Origin of the sequence: Persicobacter diffluens, assembly GCF_036244895.1 — a bacterium.
In the GTDB taxonomy this organism is placed as follows: Bacteria; Bacteroidota; Bacteroidia; order Cytophagales; family Cyclobacteriaceae; genus Persicobacter; species Persicobacter diffluens.
This window is the reverse complement of sequence record NZ_BQKE01000001.1, coordinates 538,397-556,133: the sequence shown is the minus strand read 5'-3', so window position 1 is coordinate 556,133 and position 17,737 is coordinate 538,397. Positions and strand designations below refer to the sequence as shown.

19 protein-coding genes are annotated in these 17,737 nt (G+C 42.0%); 4 read left to right on the top strand and 15 right to left on the bottom strand.

The window, feature by feature from the left end:
- Positions 1 to 121: 121 nt before the first annotated feature.
- From AAA970_RS02375 to rpmB, 6 genes are all read right to left on the bottom strand, one after another.
- On the bottom strand, positions 122 to 880 hold the full coding sequence (locus AAA970_RS02375; RefSeq protein WP_338235834.1) for a hypothetical protein: 759 nt from the start codon (positions 878 to 880) through the stop codon (positions 122 to 124).
- A 56-nt stretch (positions 881 to 936) separates the two neighbouring features.
- Complete coding sequence (locus tag AAA970_RS02370) at positions 937 to 1,089, bottom strand: hypothetical protein (protein WP_338235833.1); 153 nt, start codon at positions 1,087 to 1,089, stop codon at positions 937 to 939.
- A gap of 287 nt (positions 1,090 to 1,376) precedes the next feature.
- Positions 1,377 to 2,333, bottom strand: a complete 957-nt coding sequence (gene ftsY, locus AAA970_RS02365; protein WP_338235832.1) for a signal recognition particle-docking protein FtsY — start codon at positions 2,331 to 2,333, stop codon at positions 1,377 to 1,379.
- A 184-nt stretch (positions 2,334 to 2,517) separates the two neighbouring features.
- Entirely contained in the window at positions 2,518 to 2,667 is a 150-nt protein-coding gene (locus AAA970_RS02360; RefSeq protein ID WP_071932164.1) for a DUF4295 domain-containing protein, read from the bottom strand.
- Between the two features lie 2 nt (positions 2,668 to 2,669).
- Positions 2,670 to 2,852 (bottom strand): 50S ribosomal protein L33, encoded by a 183-nt coding sequence (gene rpmG, locus AAA970_RS02355; protein WP_053405961.1) that lies wholly within the window; start codon positions 2,850 to 2,852, stop codon positions 2,670 to 2,672.
- A 55-nt stretch (positions 2,853 to 2,907) separates the two neighbouring features.
- A complete protein-coding gene (gene rpmB, locus AAA970_RS02350) occupies positions 2,908 to 3,147 on the bottom strand; it encodes a 50S ribosomal protein L28 (protein ID WP_053405962.1) in 240 nt (79 codons plus the stop codon).
- Between the two features lie 671 nt (positions 3,148 to 3,818).
- Between rpmB and AAA970_RS02345 the strand changes: the two genes are divergently transcribed.
- Entirely contained in the window at positions 3,819 to 5,114 is a 1,296-nt protein-coding gene (locus AAA970_RS02345) for an IS1380 family transposase (RefSeq protein ID WP_053403863.1), read from the top strand.
- 894 nt (positions 5,115 to 6,008) lie between these two features.
- Here the strand turns inward: AAA970_RS02345 and AAA970_RS02340 are convergent.
- Positions 6,009 to 6,182: a C1orf53 family protein gene (locus tag AAA970_RS02340; RefSeq protein WP_338235831.1), complete on the bottom strand. Its 174-nt coding sequence runs from the start codon at positions 6,180 to 6,182 to the stop codon at positions 6,009 to 6,011.
- A gap of 98 nt (positions 6,183 to 6,280) precedes the next feature.
- On the opposite strand from AAA970_RS02340, the gene AAA970_RS02335 reads away from it, so the two are divergent.
- Entirely contained in the window at positions 6,281 to 6,703 is a 423-nt protein-coding gene (locus AAA970_RS02335) for a hypothetical protein (protein WP_338235830.1), read from the top strand.
- Positions 6,704 to 6,904: 201 nt separating this feature from the next.
- Positions 6,905 to 8,155 (top strand): ornithine--oxo-acid transaminase, encoded by a 1,251-nt coding sequence (gene rocD, locus AAA970_RS02330; protein WP_338235829.1) that lies wholly within the window; start codon positions 6,905 to 6,907, stop codon positions 8,153 to 8,155.
- A gap of 277 nt (positions 8,156 to 8,432) precedes the next feature.
- Here rocD and AAA970_RS02325 read toward each other — a convergent pair whose 3' ends face one another.
- From AAA970_RS02325 to AAA970_RS02305, 5 genes are all read right to left on the bottom strand, one after another.
- On the bottom strand, positions 8,433 to 8,900 hold the full coding sequence (locus AAA970_RS02325; RefSeq protein WP_338235828.1) for an energy transducer TonB: 468 nt from the start codon (positions 8,898 to 8,900) through the stop codon (positions 8,433 to 8,435).
- Between the two features lie 75 nt (positions 8,901 to 8,975).
- Complete coding sequence (locus tag AAA970_RS02320; RefSeq protein ID WP_338235827.1) at positions 8,976 to 9,470, bottom strand: energy transducer TonB; 495 nt, start codon at positions 9,468 to 9,470, stop codon at positions 8,976 to 8,978.
- Positions 9,471 to 9,553: 83 nt separating this feature from the next.
- On the bottom strand, positions 9,554 to 11,002 hold the full coding sequence (locus AAA970_RS02315; RefSeq protein WP_338235826.1) for an energy transducer TonB: 1,449 nt from the start codon (positions 11,000 to 11,002) through the stop codon (positions 9,554 to 9,556).
- A gap of 43 nt (positions 11,003 to 11,045) precedes the next feature.
- Positions 11,046 to 12,506 (bottom strand): TonB family protein, encoded by a 1,461-nt coding sequence (locus tag AAA970_RS02310; RefSeq protein ID WP_338235825.1) that lies wholly within the window; start codon positions 12,504 to 12,506, stop codon positions 11,046 to 11,048.
- Between the two features lie 16 nt (positions 12,507 to 12,522).
- A complete protein-coding gene (locus AAA970_RS02305) occupies positions 12,523 to 12,894 on the bottom strand; it encodes a BlaI/MecI/CopY family transcriptional regulator (protein ID WP_053405971.1) in 372 nt (123 codons plus the stop codon).
- A gap of 161 nt (positions 12,895 to 13,055) precedes the next feature.
- On the opposite strand from AAA970_RS02305, the gene AAA970_RS02300 reads away from it, so the two are divergent.
- Positions 13,056 to 13,625 (top strand): 5-formyltetrahydrofolate cyclo-ligase, encoded by a 570-nt coding sequence (locus AAA970_RS02300; RefSeq protein ID WP_338235824.1) that lies wholly within the window; start codon positions 13,056 to 13,058, stop codon positions 13,623 to 13,625.
- On the opposite strand, the gene AAA970_RS02295 is transcribed toward AAA970_RS02300, so the two are convergent.
- From AAA970_RS02295 to AAA970_RS02285, 3 genes are all read right to left on the bottom strand, one after another.
- Entirely contained in the window at positions 13,622 to 13,912 is a 291-nt protein-coding gene (locus AAA970_RS02295) for a helix-turn-helix domain-containing protein (RefSeq protein WP_338235823.1), read from the bottom strand. The genes AAA970_RS02300 and AAA970_RS02295 overlap by 4 nt on opposite strands.
- Positions 13,913 to 13,921: 9 nt before the next feature.
- Positions 13,922 to 14,281: a type II toxin-antitoxin system RelE/ParE family toxin gene (locus AAA970_RS02290; protein WP_338235822.1), complete on the bottom strand. Its 360-nt coding sequence runs from the start codon at positions 14,279 to 14,281 to the stop codon at positions 13,922 to 13,924.
- A gap of 92 nt (positions 14,282 to 14,373) precedes the next feature.
- Positions 14,374 to 17,715: a UvrD-helicase domain-containing protein gene (locus AAA970_RS02285; RefSeq protein WP_338235821.1), complete on the bottom strand. Its 3,342-nt coding sequence runs from the start codon at positions 17,713 to 17,715 to the stop codon at positions 14,374 to 14,376.
- Positions 17,716 to 17,737: the final 22 nt, after the last annotated feature.

Genomic DNA, 17,737 nt, shown 5'->3' with positions numbered 1-17,737 from the left:
AGCTTAGGGATGGTGCGGGTTTGTATGAGCTCCTTGAGCGTTGGAACACTTTGGTCATCACTAAAATCCTAACGCTCAAGAGCGAGCCGCTCCAGCCCGACCGACGACAGGAGGGAAGCCCCTAAAAATAAATACCGACTTGCACCACATAGCGAAAACCAAATCCGGCGGTTCGCATTCTGCCCTCCCGGGTAATTTCCCGATTTTGCAATAAATTCTCCACCCAGGGAAAGCGATCTAAGGCCGCTTCTTTCAAGGCCTCCAAAACCTCCTTTTCAATTTCAGGATCTAAATCACCTTTCAGATGAATACGACCATAGTACCAGGAAATCGAGGGACCTACTAAAACGAAGTCAATCGAAATACGCTTCTTGATGATAAACTGATAGCCGAGTTCAATCCCCACGTTATCTGCCTGAACAAAGGCTTTTGAGCCAAAAGTGCCAATTTGAGCACCCGCTCCATCTGTAATTCGATAATTTCGCTCCCAGCCAAAGGCATAGTGCGCATAGTAGGGACCAATATAAACCCCATCCGGAGCTCCATATTTATTGCGATTTAGGTAAAACCGAAAGTCAACGACCAAGCTTGCCCCACCTTTTTGATTTCCATCAGATCGGATAAAATTGGGGGCAGGGTTACCCACAAAACGAGGAAATACCAATCTCCCGGCATTGATAGAGGCACTCATATTTTTATTAATGACGCGCTCATACCCTAGGATGATGGAAGCATTTTCCCACAATAGCCAGGGCGTCATGTTCCAGCGCACCACATTCTTTCGCTCTTTCACTGATTGAGCGAATGCAGGCCGGGAAAAGAATCCGGATACTAAGATTAACAGGGTAATGACCACGGGCAACACCAATGATCTTCTCATATACAGAAAAGCCCTCAATGGAAAAATTGTTAGCCAAATTCTCGCATGGAAGGCATTTATTGCTTTTTATTTTTCCCTTCCGAAATGGCCGCCTGATAACGGAATATTATCAATCTTTTGAGCACTTCAATTGCCCGCATTTCTAACAATAATACGCCCGTTGAATTAGCCCGAATCACTCGACACCACACCAGCACTAAACCCTTCATTGCCCATGTTTTCCGAAGTTTATTTCACTAATTTATCAATAGACCCAATTGGGGTAAGATTGCTTTCTCCTTATTCTTCTGCTGCCTTGGAAAAAACTCGAAACAGAAAACTGTTCTTCCATTTTTCCTGTCTGGCAGCTATATGAGGATTTTAGCTTGGATAATCCGGGAGAATGTCCCCAGCACCTCAAAGGCCAGTGCTTTTACTTTCATTCCAACTCCCATTTAGCCAACAAAAAAGGCAGCCTGAAGAAGACTGCCTTTAAAAGTTTATATTTTTATCCGCCCTATTTCTTGAATAAGGAATCAACAAATTCATCTTTATTAAAAATCTGCAGATCTTCGATTTGCTCCCCAACGCCGATATAACGTACCGGAATCTTGAACTCATCAGAAATGCCGATTACTACACCACCCTTGGCTGTACCATCTAACTTGGTAATGGCCAAAGAACTCACCTGCGTAGCCTTGGTAAATTCACGCGCCTGCATCACGGCATTTTGCCCCGTAGAACCATCCAACACCAACATCACATCGTGCGGAGCCTCCGGAATGAATTTTTGAATGACCCGCTTAATCTTGGTCAGCTCATTCATCAGGTTCACTTTATTATGCAAACGACCGGCGGTATCGATCATCACAATGTCATAACCCTCTTCTGCAGCTTTCTTTGCCGCATCAAAAGCCACTGCTGAAGGATCCGTATTCATCCCGTGAGCAACCACAGGCACCCCTGTGCGTTCCCCCCAAAGCTTAATCTGATCCACCGCTGCCGCACGGAATGTATCCGCAGCACCCAGCAATACTTTATATCCCTTGTTTTTAAACTGAGCAGAAAGCTTACCTATCGTGGTAGTTTTCCCTACTCCATTCACGCCTACTACCAAAATCACATAGGGCTTTTTCACTCCGCCAGGGATTTCAAAATCACTCAGCTGCTCCGTTTGGTTTTCCGCCAATAAGCCCGCTACCTCTTCGCGCAGGATCACATCCAGCTCGTCCGTACCCATATACTTATCACGGGCCACACGTTCCTCGATACGGCGAATCACCTTCAGGGTAGTATCTACCCCAACATCAGAAGTAATTAAAATCTCCTCTAATTCATCCAAAACGTCATCATCCACAGTGGATTTCCCCACAACGGCTTTACCGATTTTGGACAGTAAGCTATCCTTACTTTTTTCCAGACCTTTGTCCAGCTTTTCTTTTTTGTCTTTAGAGAAGAAACCGAAGATTCCCATAAAAATTGATTTACTAAAAGTAGTAGTACTTATTACGGTAATGGACAGGCTGCTAGTAATCAGTCAATAATTAAATTACCGACACTCCTGTAGTTTACCGCTAAATATTTTCATTGCAATATATAACAAAAAAGTCCCATAATAAATACGGGACTTTCTTTGTATTGAAATATTTTGTTATCGATTACTTCAAACGCTCTTTTACAAGGTCCTCAGTAACGATTTCTTCACGGAAAGTGTAAGCTCCGGTTTTCTCAGACTTAACAGCCTTTACTACCTTAGCGTATTTTACACCACCTTTTTGCTTCAAAGTTGCAACTACTTTCTTAGCCATGATTATTTAATTTCTTTGTGGATAGTGTATTTGTTAAGAATCGGGTTGTATTTTTTCAACTCAATACGCTCCGGAGTGTTCTTACGATTCTTAGTTGTGATATATCTTGAAGTGCCAGGCTTACCTGATTCTTTGTGCTCAGTACACTCCAAAATTACTTGAACTCTGTTGCCTTTCTTAGCCATGTTCTAATAATTTAAATTGTTAATAATTTACTCTTCTCAGAAGATAGAGTGATGATTATACGAGCACGTTACCGTTAGCTCTTGCTTTCTTCAATACTGCAGTGATACCATTTTTGTTGATGGTACGGATTGCAGATGCGGATACTTTCAAAGTAATCCACTCACCTGTCTCAGGGATGAAGAATCTTTTCTTCATTAGGTTAGGTAGAAACTTACGCTTCGTTTTTCTGTTAGAGTGGGAAACGTTATTTCCTACTTGAGGTCTTTTACCTGTGATTTGACAAACTCTGGCCATGATATAATTTTATTCTCTCTCGAAAATTTATTTCTAATTACCAAACGGTTGGCAAAATTCGGAATTAATTTCCAAAAGATCAAAAATTTAGAGGAGAAAAGGCATGGAATCTTTCTCAAGCACCAGGAAGCTTGGCGCCTAAACCCTTGATCCGATTTTGCAGGGACGCAAAAGTACAAAAATTCATTGATTAAAAAAAAGCATCATGCTTTTTTATTGTACAATCCTCACGCTATCAAACCGCTGTTGATTCCTATCAAATTACTTACCAATTCATTGCTATTCTTGCAATTACTGCATCTTTTTTTTTTGAATCAGCACAAAAAAGACAACAAAGCGAGCGGTTCGTCCCCTAACTTAGAACATTACAACTTCAAATCACCTGCGTATCCTAAAAGAGACACTGCCGGATTTATTACGCTCATGGCTTTTATTTTTTTTATGTTATTAAGTGTTTTCCCGACTTTTTCATAGCCCCAATGGAGGGACGCTGGTTTTGTCCGCATTTTGCCGCTTCCTAGAAAAGCACTCGAAAATGGGGAAATTCCTTCCTTGTTCCCGCAAAACAAGAATTAACCCGAATTATTCATACAAAACACACAAAAAAAGCTATAAATCACTATATTACAATTAGTTAAATCAAAAATATAGCATCGATTTATAGCCCAAATATGAGCAATCAAAATACAGTATTTTATCAAAAGAGTAAAGCCGTTTTCGTTGATTTTCATGGTGATGAAATGACTTCTGATGGAGGAGTTGTTCTATTGGAGAAAATAGAAAAGAAATTCGGTTATATAAATGAAATAAGTAAGGCTTACATTGATAGCCGAAATCAAAGTTTGATTCATCATAAAGCCGTTGATTTGTTCAAACAGAGGATTTTCGGCTTAGTCTTAGGATATCAGGACTGTAATGATGTGAATTATTTAAAAAATGATCCCGTGATTTCCAGTATTTTAAATGGTTCTCTTGCCTCTCAGCCAACACTATCCCGATTTGAGATGAGCGTTGATCGAAAAGTTATCTATTCGCTATGTGAAAGCTTTGTCAGTCATTACATTAACTCACTCAGAGGGAGGAAAAAAATCATTTTAGATTTTGATGGAACAGACGATAAAACACATGGGCACCAGCAATTAGCCTTATTCAATGGCTATTACGGGCACCATATGTATCATCAATTATTTGTCCATGATGGGGAAACAGGACAAATAGTTCTACCAGTATTACGTCCAGGCAATAGTCATTCAAATCGTTGGTTTGTCGCGATCTTAAAAAGGTTAGTTAAAAAAATACGATCACATTATCCCGAGATAGAAATTGTCATTCGCGCAGATGCTGGGTTTAGCTGTGCTCCATTTTATAAATTAGCCAATGAATGTAATTTGAAGTATACTATTGGTATTGCCAGTAATTCAATATTAAAGGCTAAAGCAGAGAAGGTACAAAGCGCTGTGCGTCATATTTTTGAAGATGGCTCCGAAAAACATCAGCACTTTTTTAATTTCCAATATCAGGCTCAAACCTGGGAACAAGAACAAAATTGCATAGCTAAAGTCGAATGGACCGGAAAGGGACTTAACACTCGATTTGTAATCAGTAATATGGATGAGGCAAGTGTACGAGATATATATTTTGGCTTCTATGTTAAACGGGGAGAAAGCAGCGAAAACAGGATAAAAGAAGTGAAAAATATGTGTTTCGCCGATAGGTTGTCCAATCATTTTTTTTGGCCGAACTTTTTCAGATTAATTCTATCGTCGATGGCTTATGAAATTTTTAGGTTAATAAAAAAAGAAATAAGTCAGACAAAGCATGAATGGGCAAAAAAATGGCAAGTGGATACGATTCGCCTGTGCCTATTAAAAATTGGTGGGACGATAAAATCGACGGTTAGACGAGTATATTATAGCTTCTCCAAGGCATTTCCACAACAAAAATTATTTTTAGAACTACTGCAATAGATTTATTCGCAAAAACAATCCAATTTCATGGAAGAGGTCCGTCCAAATCACTCTAATCTGCTATTTCAAGCATCAAATTGGTATTTTGGCCTTAAAATCTCGCTATTGAAAGCCGAATAAATAAATAATACACCTCATCATTTTAAGTGCCACTCCATTTGTTAAAGATATCAGGAAATACACTACCAAAATCTCTTTAGATATAAAGGGTATGAATAATTCGGGTTAAAGCATGCATCATTTGGCTCACGGCTATTTCATAAAACCACAAATGGGCAAATTATAGAAATGATCTAGTCCCCGATGAAGGGCAATTTGATTTGAGCGCTTATTTAATAGTTAGCTTACTATCTTTTACAGTATTGACTTTATAGTATGAAATCTTCCACATCAACCCTCCGGACTTGATCAATGGGCGGATAGACAATGGTTCTGCTGGCGACAAGAAGGCATCACTGCGACATTTTAGCAATATTTCACCAGTCTCCTGCCCTCTCCAAATATCGCCTTGATGGATTCTGTCAGCAGGTTCTTTGTCCCGCCGACATTGATCACAGCATTGATTTTTTGATTCGTTTTTTATCAAGAAAAAATGAAAAAGAAACGCTTGATGATTAAATATAAGGTATTGAATGGTTGATCTAGCTTTTGATGAAAAAGCCCTGTCATTCAGCTTAACCCGAATTATTTATGCTTAAATCCTCGTTTAGCTGTAAGGCGGAAAAAATGAAGGAATAGTTTCCTATTTCGAGTTTTTTCCAACGAAACAGATGAATGAGGAGAAAGCAAGCTTGCCCAAATTTGGGCTATTATAAATCAAAGAAAAAAAATTATAAAAAGCTAAAATTAAGCCTCTTACGTTTAGTTAGTGAATTTAGCGGTGAATAATTCGGGTTAACCCTTATTGCTTTTAGGAGATTTAGGATAAGGGCAGTGTTTACAACCATTTCCACAGCAATAGCCCCTTTTTAAATGAAATTGCGCCGTAAAGACCATTAATCCCTGCTCATTGATATAATAGTCTTCGTTGGTGGAAGATTGGCCGAATGATTGCTGATGTTGTTTCATACTTTTTAAACAGACCTTTATTTTACGTTAACGTGTGAATAACCTTGATTTCCTAACTTTGACTTTGAATTTTCAAGCACAGATTTCAACGCTTAATAATGAGTAAAAGAATTCTTTCCTCCAAAATATACCATTTAAAAGTAAGCCTTCCGGTTGGTTTAGGATTAATCACCCTGGTGGCGATGGTACATCTCCCATTCACAACAGCGCTGATGTTTTTGGCGCTTTCCTTAATCATCATGATTTTGCCCTGGCAGCTGTATGAAATTCATCAGCGCGGTAATTATTTTGTGGCTTACAACCCCTATTTCAATAAGGAAGCGAATGAGATTGAATTTTTGAAGAAAGAAGTGCAGGGACTAGAAATGCGGAAACTTGCGGCCGGTTTTGCGCTAATCCACTTGACCATTCAGGATCCGGAATGGGAAAAACCCAAAACGCTTATAGGCCTGATTGAAGAAAAAAACTATGCGGAAATAAAAAATATTCTGTTGCCCGCCACTTCCACAATGGCGGTTTAAAAAGTTTAAAGCCTGATATGGCATCAAAACAGGCGAAAATGAAGCCTCCGGGGGAATTAGCAGTTTTTTCCTTCGGAGGCTTCTTTGTATATTAAAACGATTTTTCGGATACTCTTTCTCCGATTCCAGACGAAAGGGAGGCCTTTTCCAATTCCAGAACAGGCCGTATTTTTAATCATAAAATATAAACCCAAAAAAATCATGATGCAAAAAGTGAGCAGTCAACAAGCCATGGAGCTTGAAAACGAGTATGGATGTCACAACTACCACCCCCTACCGGTAGTATTGGAGCGAGGCGAAGGTGTTTTCGTTTATGACTGTGAAGGAGAACGCTATTACGATTTCCTTTCGGCCTACAGTGCAGTCAACCAGGGGCATTGTCACCCAAGAATCATCAATGCGATGATTGAGCAGACCAAAAAACTGACCCTGACTTCGCGGGCATTTTACAATGACAAACTAGGACAGGCAGAAAAATACGTATGCGAGTATTTCGGATACGACAAAGCCTTATTTATGAACTCCGGCGCAGAAGCCAATGAATCTGCGATCAAGATTGTAAGAAAGTGGGGATACCTGAAGAAGAATATCCCGGATAATGAAGCGGTAATCGTGGCGGTGGAGCGTAACTTCCATGGCCGTACCACGACCATCATCTCTGCTTCTACGGATGAGCAGGCTACTAAAAATTTCGGTCCATTCATGCCGGGCTTTCAGGTGATCGCCTATGATGATTTGGCCGCTTTGGATGAGGCATTGGCCAATCCTAATGTGGCTGGACTTTGGATTGAGCCAATTCAAGGTGAAGCTGGCGTATACTTACCACAGGATGGCTATTTGAAAAAAGCACAAGAGCTTTGTAAAAAGCACAATGTGATTTTGATGATGGATGAAATTCAGACCGGTGTGGCACGTACCGGCGCTATGCTGGCCTCGGACCATGAAGGCGTTCATCCGGACATGTTGATTCTTGGAAAAGCCATTTCCGGCGGTACTATTCCGGTATCTTTGGTGCTTTGTAATGATGACATCATGGACGTAATTCACCCGGGTGAGCACGGTTCTACCTATGGTGGAAATCCATTAGCCGCTGTAGTCACCGTAGAGGCCTTGCAAGTCATTAAAGATGAAAAGCTGGTAGAGAACTCCAACGCCATGGGTGAGGTATTCCGTGGCCGCATGCAACAGCTTGTGGAGAAATCAAAACTGGCCACCTTGGTGCGTGGTAAAGGACTGATGAACGCTTTGGTAATCAATGATACCGAAGACAGCTCAACCGCCTGGGATATCTGTGTAAGCCTGAAAGAAAACGGATTGATCGCCAAGCCTACCCATGGTAATATTATTCGTTTCACGCCTCCATTGATCATTACGGAAGAGCAAATGAACGAATGCTGTGATATCATCGAGCGTGTGGTATTAGAATTTGAATCGGCAATGGTTGAGGAGTAATCCTTATTTTGCACGATAAAAGATACAACTTAATCCCGAAGCGCATGCTTTCGGGATTTTTTTAGCCCCAGCGAAAGGCTATTAGCCCGAATTATGCATGCTTAAATCCTCGTTTAGCTGCAAGGCGGGAAAAATGAAGGAATAGTTTCCTATTTCGAGTTTTTTCCAACGAAGCAGATGAATGAGGAGAAAGCAAGCTTGCCCAAATTTGGGTTATAAAAAAAAATCAGTCGACTCGAATGCAATAAATTGACAGAAATCTAGTTAAGGCAAGCCACTAAATCTGGCGGTGAATAATTCGGGCTAGGAGCACTATGCGTACATTTCGGGCCACTCCCTCATGAGTACCGGGCTTCCATCGTGGTGAATGGCTAAACACCCTTAGCATCTCTTCATGAAAAGCCTTTACTGCTGGATGAAGCGTACCATCCTCCAGTTGGTCTCCCAATCCTTTAATAATTTTCGGAGACACTAATTTTCCTTCTTTGGTGACCACAAATTCCACCCAAACTTTTCCCCAAATATATGACTCCTGACAAGCCGCTGGAAGTTTGAAATTTTTCCAAATGTGTTTATAAAAGGCTGGCATTCCTCCTTCGAATTCAGGTGGGGCGTCTACTACCGTCATCACCTTATCAACCTCAGCATTCGCAACCTCCATTTGATCCCTATTACAGGAAGAGGCAAAACATCCCAATAACAGCGCCAGGAGGCAATCAAATAATAATGGGGCAGTGACTTTCATAAAAGTAATAGGTAAGTATTGAAAGAAAAAAATCGGCTCTGAATAGCTGGAATGATAAATTTCAACTACCCATACTTAGCCCAAACACACCACCACTACAAGCTGCATACGTGCATTTCGAGCCACTCCTTCATGAGTGCCGGGCTTCCATCGTGGTGAATGGCTAAACACCCTTAGCATCTCTTCATGATAAGCCTTTACTGCTGGATGAAGCCTACCATCCTCCAGCGGGTAGGCCATCTCTAATCCTTTAATTATTTTCGGCGACAGCACTTCTCCCTCTTCGGAGACGATAAATTCCACAAAAACTTTTCCCGAAATCGCTGACTCCCGACATGTTGCTGGCAGTTTGAAATTTTTCCCAATGTATTTATAGAAGGCTGGCATTCCTCCTTCAAATTCAGGCGGACTGTCTACTACCGTCATCACCTCCACACTATCTCTTTGTTGAAGAATTGAGGAAAGCACAACTGAAGCATAAGCATTTCCCTGATTTAGAAGGAATAGACAAATAAAGATCAGTCGAAAAAGACTAAGCTGATTACCAAAATTGTAAAGGAAGTTTGACATGCATTCACCTCATTGGATTAATTCTTAAATATATTGCTTTAATCCTAAAAACAATCTAATTCCAAACAGCAGAAATATTAACTTCAGCCATCAATGACGAAATGCACCGGCAACACCATCTGCACACTTACCGGCGCTCCATTTTTCATTGCGGGCTTCCAATTAGGAGCCTCCTTCACCACCTTCACTGCAGCATGATTGATATAATTTCGACAATAACGGAGTAAACTCACGTGCTTGTTGTTCTCCCGGCCATCAAAGGAATCCCCGGAAAGATGATGAAATAACACTTCATCCAGAATGGAGGCCTGTTCTGAAGGTCTTTTCAAGGTATAATTCCCTCCATTGCGCATGTTTATGACAAAACCCTCCACTTTCCCAGCCTCTTCCGACCTGTTAATATTAATCACCTCATTCGGTCGTAGTTGATCAAAAGCGGAAAACAACGTACTTCCCTCCCCAATCCCCTGAAGCAATTTCACATTTCTTACTGCTCCAGTTTCATCCACTTCAAATTGTATGAGTACCTCTCCCTCAATCCCATAAGCTTGAATATCTTCTGGGTAATTTAAATTTGGCTTGATATACTGTTGAAAAGCTGCTGATCCTCCCTCAAACTCCGGAAATACATCTACTTGCTGCCCTTCAACCAAGTTCAGTCCCTGCTCAGGTTGCGGGTTCATTTCGTCATGCTGACAGGCCCAAAAACCCACCACGGCAAACAGCCCTACAACCATAAGGGCACGTTTGACCGATATTTTTTGATCTGATTTTATCATCCTAATTCTCTTTAAACTTTTGGAATTAAAAAAGGGGTGCCCCATGCTTAAGCCAAACTGCCCTAATGTATTGCTCGCTAACAACTGTGCATAAGCCTTTTCATCAGGATATTCCTTCAAGCTACAAGCATCGGCCAGGTACTCATGCTCTTCCTCCAGTGCCGCTTTCAACAACCAAATGGCCGGATTAAACCACCAGATCAAGCTGCAAAAATCAAGAAATAAACGATCCAGCGAGTGCCATTGGCGGATATGCCCCAGCTCATGCGCGAGGATACGCGACTGATCTTCCACCTTCAAGTCTGTCGATGAAGGCCAGAATAGAAAATTAAACCAAGAGCAAATAGGGAAATCCGTTTGGGAGTAAACGCGAATATAATCGGCTTCAACCTGCCAATCATTTCTCAATAAATGAAAAGTAAACTTTCCAAATTGGACCAGAAAGCGAAAAGCTAAAACCCCAAAACCTAACCAATAGATCAACATCAAGCTATCGACTTCACGGTTTACCGTCTCCACTGTTGCATTTATTTCTACAGGAGACAATAAAAGTGCGCTTGAAGCAACCATCGTTTCCTGCTCAAAAAAGGAAAAGTGGAGCGATGCCAAGCCAGGCATTAAAAAGGCCATCAGGGCAGACAAGACCAGAAATATCCGATTAAATTGCCCTCGCTTTCTGCCTCTTAACAAAAAATAATATAAAGCGGTGGCCACCAATAGACTCAGGTGGGTAGTGAAAATGGTGGAAGTCATAAGCAAGAGGGAAACATCCCCGGCCGAAGCCGGGAATATAGTCCTAACCTAATTTATAGGTAATGGGCAGGATCATCCGAACATTCACCTTATTACCTCTTTGCATACCCGGGCTCCATTTCGCTGGTGAATTAACGATTACACGTAAAGCTTCTTCATCCAATTCCTGGGCAGCTTTTTTCAGCTCTGAAGGAAGCGCATTGGGTGAAACTTCAAGCTCATCACTCTTAGAACCTCCATAGCCCACAATCAGGATTTCCTCCAGATTGCTAGAAGTATCTTTGCCTTTTTCAACCACCTGTTCCGTTCCGTCTTTCATCTTCACGGTAATGGTCGCAGAGCCATCTTCATTTTTCTGTACATTCATGGACTCAATATCTTCAGACTTTAATTTCGACAGGGCTCCAAAAGCGACATTGTCATCCGCAATACCCTTGATCACCTCTGCATTCACCACATTACCTTCCTTATCAATCACAAACTGAACTAAAACTCTGCCTCCAAGCCCCAGCTTTCTTGCGGATAAAGGATATTTCATATTTTGCCCAATATATTTATAAAAGGCCGGCATTCCCCCCTCAAACTCAGGTTGGTCCTCCACTATAGTAAAGACCTCTCCGTCCAGGGCCAGCTCAGCTGTTTGTAAAGGCTTCACTTCTTCTTTCTGGCAGGCCCAAAAGCCCACCATAGCAAACATCCCTGCTACCAACACCACACGTTTTAACGATAATTTTTGATCAGACTTCATCATGGTAATTCTCTTTAAACTTTTTGAATTAAAAAACGAGTGTCCCACGCTTAAGCCAAACTGTCCTAAGGTGTTGCGCGCTAACAGCTGTGCGTAGGCTCTATAATCAGGATGCATCTTCAAACTATAGGCATCTGCCAAATATTCATGCTCTTCTTCCAGAGCAGATTTCAATAGCCAAATGGCAGGATTAAACCACCAAATCAGGCAACAAAAATCCATAAACATCCGGTCCAGCGAATGCCACTGGCGGATATGTCCCAACTCATGTTCTATAATCCGGGACTGATCTTCTTTTTCCAGGGCTAAATCCTCCGGCCAGATCAAAAACTGAAACCAGGAACACACCGGTAGTTGCTTCACGCCTTTCACCCAGATGAATCCATCGCCAATGGACCAGGAAGATTTCAATAAATGAAAACTTAAGATTACAAAACGAAGCAAAAAGTGAATAACCAATACTACAATACCTCCCCAATAAATCCACTTGAGCCAATCATGTTGACTAACGGTACCTTCAAAAGTGGCATTGATCTCTACCGGAGACAGCAGGATTGCAGTGCTTTCCCCTGCCGCAGGTGTTGCTCCAAATGAAAAGTTCAAAGCCGGAAGCCAGGGAAGCAACAAGGCCGTAAGCATCGTGAGCAGAATGAAAATTCTGTTCTTCTGACCGGATTTTTGCCCCTGTAATACCATCTTATACAGCAAAACCGCAGCGATCAGGATGATATGGGGTGTGAATTGAAGCGTATTCATAGTTCCATTGATAAGGTTATTGGTCCTGATCCTTTTCCGGATCCAGTTCTTTTAATAAGGCTTCATATTCAGCCAGATTCAAATCCTTCTCTTTGGCAAAGAAAGACACCAGGCCCTTCAAAGAGCCACCAAAATATCCATTTAACAAATTGGTCAGGGAATACTTACGATACTCATCCTTCGTCATCAATGGAAAATACCGATGCGACCTGCCATAAGCCTCATGTCCTACAATTTCCTTCTTCTGTAAAATCCTCACAATCGTCGATACCGTATTATAAGCCGGCTTGGGCTCCGGTAATTCCTCGATAATATCTTTAATGAAGGCCTTCTCCTTTTTCCAGAGCACCTGCATGATTTGTTCTTCCGCTTTTGTTAAATCTTTCATACTCAATCTATAGCTATGATGTAAATGTATAACTATTTATTTAGTTTAAAAACTAAAAGATTAGTTAATGAAGAAAAAATGACCTGACAAAAGCGGAGATATATTTGATTAATTAAAGAAATAAATCGAAATAGAACCTTAAACACATAGCAAGCACCATAATGTACAAAAAGGAAATTCGGCAAAAATTTTTAGCGCAACGGAAATCTTTCAGTAGTGAGGACTTCCAAAAGGCCTGTGAAGCAATTACCAAAAGCTTCTTTGCCTTTTCCGATTTATCAAAAGTGCACTATCTGCATAGTTTCTTGCCTATCCTCCATCACCATGAGATTGACAGCTGGCAAATTATCCGCCAATTACCCCCACACATTAGGGTTGTGGCTCCCAAAAGTGATTTTAAAGATTGCAGCATGCAGGGCTATTTATTGGAAAAAACAGATCTCCATACCAATGAATGGGGAATTCCGGAGCCTTCAGGGAATGGAATGCCTATTCCGGATCGGGAAATAGATTTGGTGATTGTGCCCCTACTCGCTTTCGATCAAAAGGGCTATCGGGTGGGTTATGGCAAAGGTTTCTATGATCGTTTTTTTAAAAACTGCCGCAAGGACATCGAAAAAGTGGGGTTGTCCTTATTCCCTCCTGTAGATACGATAGAGGATTTGAATCCATTTGATGAACCACTGGATGCGGTCATCACGCCGGATCAGGTTTATAGATTCAAAAATTAAAGTTCAATCTCGATTTTAACTTTACCGCCTAATCCTTTCTCCACCAAATCAAAAAGAGTCTTCAAGGTAAGGTTAGCGGCATCATTCTCTACTCGTGAGATATACGTACGCTTCTTGTGCACCAAATCTGCCATTTGCTGCTGGGTGAGGTTTTTATCTTCCCGAGCCTTTCTTAAGAGCACGCCTATTTTGAAGGCTTCGGATTCCCGCTCTAATTCATCCCTTCTATCAGTTCCTTTGGAACCATAAACCTCATTTTTGATCTCTTCCCAAGACTTCGTATCCATTTTTCTTATTTATTTATTGTCCTGCCTTTTATCTTCAAAGTATTCAAACATCAATCGCTGCGCCTTTTCTATTTCACCTCTGGGAGTTTTCTGATCCTTTTTCTGAAATCCATTTAATAGCACAACTAACCGGCCTTCGTCAAAAAAACAGAACACTCTCCAAATATTAGAGCCCAATTTTATTCTGGCCTCGTATAAACCATGCGTTCCTGTTAAATGCTTAAAATACTGAGTGGGAATTTGCTCCAACACCTCGATCAATTCAATAACCTTAAATATTTTGTCCTGAACCTTTCGAGGCTGCTTTTGAAGGAATTTCTGAAAATAATCCCGATAAGCAATTACTTCCCTTACTTTCTTAAGACCCATATGTTACTTTAAAGTTACAAAAAGGATGCTTTTTTACCAAACATCACCTCACAAACAACCTATAAGACAATAAAAAGTTGATTAAACCATAATCAAAATAAACTCATCTGCCCGTCATCCTTTGCTTTCTTAATAAAGACCTCTTTCGTTCTGCCATCATTCAAATATAAAAGATAGCCCTTCACCTTCTTGTATCCCATGTCCCGCATCATATACATATAAGACTGTACTTGTCGGATATCCTGCGATTTTTCTAAGCCCGTTTTATAATCTACAATGGTCGCACTGTCTTCAGAAAGCACGACCCGATCCAAACGAACGGCCTTTCCCTCTTTAGGCAAAACCGGAACCTCAGTTTTAATAATCGGACCGGGCGCAAACCAGGAGGCCACCAAAGTATTTTTCATCAATACGTCAATCTGCTTTTTCAACTGCGCCTCCTGCTCTGCATCAATTTCGCCTTCCATGCGGGCCATGCTCAGGGCATCCTCCACCTGATCCATGGTGCGGATTCTGGATAAAATATCATGTACCAGTACCCCGTAATTCACCTTTTCTTCCGTTTCTAAAAAATCCTGATTCAGTATCTCGGACTGTCGGCTGATCTTCAATCGGTCATTTCGCCAGTCAAAGAAAGAAAGCTTCTTTAGAATACGCTCCTGCTTACCTTTTTTATCCTTGATTTCAGCAGATCCAATGGTTCCCCGTCGATAAATATCTCCTTCTTCTCCCATCTCCCATTGTGCCTCCTCTCCAAACCTTTGCAGGGACATTTTCAATAAATCAGCGGCATTACTGATTTTCTCCCCTTTGGACTGCGGGCTCAGCGTCAATAAACCTTCCTCTGCCCGGGTGGTGGCCACATAGAGAATATTCAGGTTATCAAAATGAATTTTCACCCATTCCTCCAGATAGTCTTCCCAGAACGGCGATTGCGCCAAATCCTTGGTATAGCGCACCGGAACCCGCTCCAATGCATTCAATGGCGCTTGATCCGCACTCGCCCACAGCGTAGGAGCTTTAGTGGCCGAGTGGTCCATATCCCAATTACAAAAAGGGACCACTACAATTCGAAATTCCAGCCCTTTTGATTTATGAATGGTCATAATCTGCATGGCATCCAGACTATCGGGAATACGAATGGCCTTTCTTGCCCCGGTCTTATCCCACCATTCCAAAAAAGCATTCAGATCATCATACTCCCCCTGACTGAATTCCATCACCGCATCCAAAAAAGCCTGCACGTAGGCGATCTCCACATTTCCTATTCCCTCCTCCGCTTTGCAAATTCCAAGCAAATCAATCAGTTGTTCTGCCAATTCGAATAAAGGCAATTTCAAAAAGGAATGGCATGCCTCCTTTACCGCTTGTGGGAAAAGCGGGTCTTCAACATCCGCCACAAAACAAGCGTGCTGATCAATCTCCGGTTGAAAAACCTGCTGGTAAGCATATACCAGTTGTACAATGGCCTGAGGATCCTCCTGCTTCACCAGCCAGCGCATACTGGCCAAAAGCAATTGTACCGAACTCGCCTCCCCAATGTACAGAGATTCTGAAGAAACTACCCGGAACAAATCCTCCTGACCGCTATCCTGACCATAAGCCAGTAAGCGGGCAGCCACTTCCTGTCCCTCGCTTTTAGTTCGTACCAAAAAGGAAATATCCTTCGGGCGATAACCATTTTGGAAATAATGTTCCAGCAAGGAAGGTAATTTTTCAAGGGCCTTTTCCTTGAACTCGGTACTACTTCGACTATTCTCCAGATTGATAAAATGGCTTTCAACAAAGCCCTTCACCTCATGTGCTAATTTTCCAGGACTCACCCGTTGCGCTACCCCTTCGTAAGCCTTTTCAATATCATCTGCCTTTTCTTCCACGAAGGCAATCCCTTCGGCAGAAAGATCCCCTTTCCCCTGCCGTAAGAAATCGGCCAACAAGACCGGTGCCTCCTGAAAAAGCGCATTATTAAACTCAATAATATTTTGATAAGAACGCCAATTGGTGTCCAGCAGGCAATCTGTTGGGCGAGGATTCTGGATATCACTGTAAATCTGATTCAGCAACAGGCGCCAGTCCCCGTTTCGCCACCGATATATGGACTGCTTTACATCTCCCACCACCAAAGAAGTATGGCCTTCGGCCAGGGCATTGGTGATCAACGGGCGAAAGTTTTTCCACTGAAATCCGGAAGTATCCTGAAACTCATCAATCAGAAAATGGGCATATTTACTCCCTACCCGCTCATAGATATAGGGCGGAATCGGACTATCCTCAAAATCCTGATCTTCACCGGCTCCATTGTAAATGATTTTTTTCAAAAAATCGGAGGTATCGGAAATCAGCATCATATTCTGCTCTTCCCGATAAGCCTGCAACTCCTCCAGAATTCTGGCAAATAAGCCAATATAATAAACCTGAGAACGGACCATCTTGCAAATGAAATAGCGACCATAATCCTCCTGTACAATAGAAACAGCTTCTTTCAATAGCGCATTTACGGGCTCAAAAATGGCCGTAATCGCCGCCTCATTGGGATCATTCTTTTTCTTCATCCACTTAGATGGCTCATCTTGCGCGGCCAACACCCGGGAACCCGCTTTATAATCCTTCCGTTCTTCCTGTATCTTCACAAAAAAGGAAGCGAAGGAAGCCGCCTTATAGGGAAAGGCTTCCAGGCTTAGCCCATGCTGTTCAATCAGTCCCATGGCCTTTTTGCCTATGCTGTCCAATCGGTTTTCAAAGTTGCCGACTATCTTTTGCAGGACATCACGGAAAGATTTGATCTTATCCTCTTCCTTCACTTGCTGTCGTAAGGCTTCTTCAAATACCTTAAATTCCTCCGAAAGCAACTGACTGGCGAACCGCTGAAGACCATCCCGCACATCCCAGCGCTCATTATGCTCCAGTTTCTCCTCCGCAAAAGCCACCATCCAGCTGGTCAGTTCTGCATCCCGCCCTAACTTATTCATCAGGCGCTCCACCACATTTTCCATGACTGAGGCCTGATCCAGCTCAATGCGGGCATCCCCATGCAATCCCAAATCTTTGGCAAAGGCACGTACCACTTCCTGAAAGAAGGAATCAATCGTGGTGACCCGAAATTGGGAATAGGCGTGCAATATATTCTTCAATTCTTCCGCGCAACGTTGCTTTACCTCCTTTTCCGGCAGGCCAAGGTAATTTTGCGCAATATCCTTACACATTTCCTCCTGCCGGCCTTGCGCTATTTCATGCATAAAAAGCAACATCCGGTCTTTCATCTCCTGCGTTGCCTTATTGGTGAAGGTTACCGCCAAAATATGACGAAAATGATAACGCTCACTAATGGCTAAAGCGATGAATTCCTTGGCAAGGGTATATGTTTTTCCGGAACCTGCGGCGGCCTTATAAACTTTGAATTCTGCTGCTTTTTCTGACAAGGTAGAGATGGACATGAAGTAAATGAGATATCGAAAA

Excerpts from the sequence above, each read along its gene's own strand:
- ftsY (WP_338235832.1), bottom strand. The coding sequence starts at position 2,333 with ATGGGAATCTTCGGTTTCTTCTCTAAAGACAAAAAAGAAAAGCTGGAC.
- AAA970_RS02285 (WP_338235821.1), bottom strand. The coding sequence starts at position 17,715 with ATGTCCATCTCTACCTTGTCAGAAAAAGCAGCAGAATTCAAAGTTTAT.
- AAA970_RS02290 (WP_338235822.1), bottom strand. The coding sequence starts at position 14,281 with ATGGGTCTTAAGAAAGTAAGGGAAGTAATTGCTTATCGGGATTATTTT.
- AAA970_RS02310 (WP_338235825.1), bottom strand. The coding sequence starts at position 12,506 with ATGAATACGCTTCAATTCACACCCCATATCATCCTGATCGCTGCGGTT.
- rpmB (WP_053405962.1), bottom strand. The coding sequence starts at position 3,147 with ATGGCCAGAGTTTGTCAAATCACAGGTAAAAGACCTCAAGTAGGAAAT.
- AAA970_RS02340 (WP_338235831.1), bottom strand. The coding sequence starts at position 6,182 with ATGAAACAACATCAGCAATCATTCGGCCAATCTTCCACCAACGAAGAC.
- AAA970_RS02315 (WP_338235826.1), bottom strand. The coding sequence starts at position 11,002 with ATGACTTCCACCATTTTCACTACCCACCTGAGTCTATTGGTGGCCACC.
- AAA970_RS02325 (WP_338235828.1), bottom strand. The coding sequence starts at position 8,900 with ATGAAAGTCACTGCCCCATTATTATTTGATTGCCTCCTGGCGCTGTTA.
- AAA970_RS02300 (WP_338235824.1), top strand. The coding sequence starts at position 13,056 with ATGTACAAAAAGGAAATTCGGCAAAAATTTTTAGCGCAACGGAAATCT.
- rpmG (WP_053405961.1), bottom strand. The coding sequence starts at position 2,852 with ATGGCTAAGAAAGGCAACAGAGTTCAAGTAATTTTGGAGTGTACTGAG.
- AAA970_RS02295 (WP_338235823.1), bottom strand. The coding sequence starts at position 13,912 with ATGGATACGAAGTCTTGGGAAGAGATCAAAAATGAGGTTTATGGTTCC.
- AAA970_RS02360 (WP_071932164.1), bottom strand. The coding sequence starts at position 2,667 with ATGGCTAAGAAAGTAGTTGCAACTTTGAAGCAAAAAGGTGGTGTAAAA.
- AAA970_RS02370 (WP_338235833.1), bottom strand. The coding sequence starts at position 1,089 with ATGAAGGGTTTAGTGCTGGTGTGGTGTCGAGTGATTCGGGCTAATTCA.
- rocD (WP_338235829.1), top strand. The coding sequence starts at position 6,905 with ATGATGCAAAAAGTGAGCAGTCAACAAGCCATGGAGCTTGAAAACGAG.
- AAA970_RS02320 (WP_338235827.1), bottom strand. The coding sequence starts at position 9,470 with ATGTCAAACTTCCTTTACAATTTTGGTAATCAGCTTAGTCTTTTTCGA.
- AAA970_RS02375 (WP_338235834.1), bottom strand. The coding sequence starts at position 880 with ATGAGAAGATCATTGGTGTTGCCCGTGGTCATTACCCTGTTAATCTTA.
- AAA970_RS02305 (WP_053405971.1), bottom strand. The coding sequence starts at position 12,894 with ATGAAAGATTTAACAAAAGCGGAAGAACAAATCATGCAGGTGCTCTGG.
- AAA970_RS02335 (WP_338235830.1), top strand. The coding sequence starts at position 6,281 with ATGAGTAAAAGAATTCTTTCCTCCAAAATATACCATTTAAAAGTAAGC.
- AAA970_RS02345 (WP_053403863.1), top strand. The coding sequence starts at position 3,819 with ATGAGCAATCAAAATACAGTATTTTATCAAAAGAGTAAAGCCGTTTTC.